We start from the raw sequence: 303 nt of genomic DNA on the forward strand, positions 1-303 counted from the left end.
ATATTGAATCCAGTTATAAAGTGGTCAGGAAGTAAACGAAAAGTAGCCATTGAACTTAGTGATAAATTTTTAAGTCAAGGCAGATATTTTGAGCCTTTCGTTGGTGGTGGTTCTATGCTGCCTTTTCGTGGAGTTCAAAATGGTGTTGCTAGTGACATTATACCTGAATTGATAGCACTATGGAATGAAATTAAAAACAATCCAGAGAGTACTGCAAATGAATATAAAGTTCGTTGGAATAAATTGCAAAATGAAGGACACGAAATATATTATGAAATTAGAGACAACTTTAATAAAACTAAG

1 protein-coding gene is annotated in these 303 nt (G+C 32.7%); it reads left to right on the plus strand.

Features of this window, described 5'->3' with window-relative positions; genetic code table 11:
• On the plus strand, positions 1 to 303 hold a 303-nt coding region (locus tag IU405_RS00510; protein ID WP_197436701.1), incomplete at both ends, for a DNA adenine methylase.

Source organism: Polaribacter sp. BAL334 (assembly GCF_015767435.1).
In the GTDB taxonomy this organism is placed as follows: Bacteria; Bacteroidota; Bacteroidia; order Flavobacteriales; family Flavobacteriaceae; genus Polaribacter.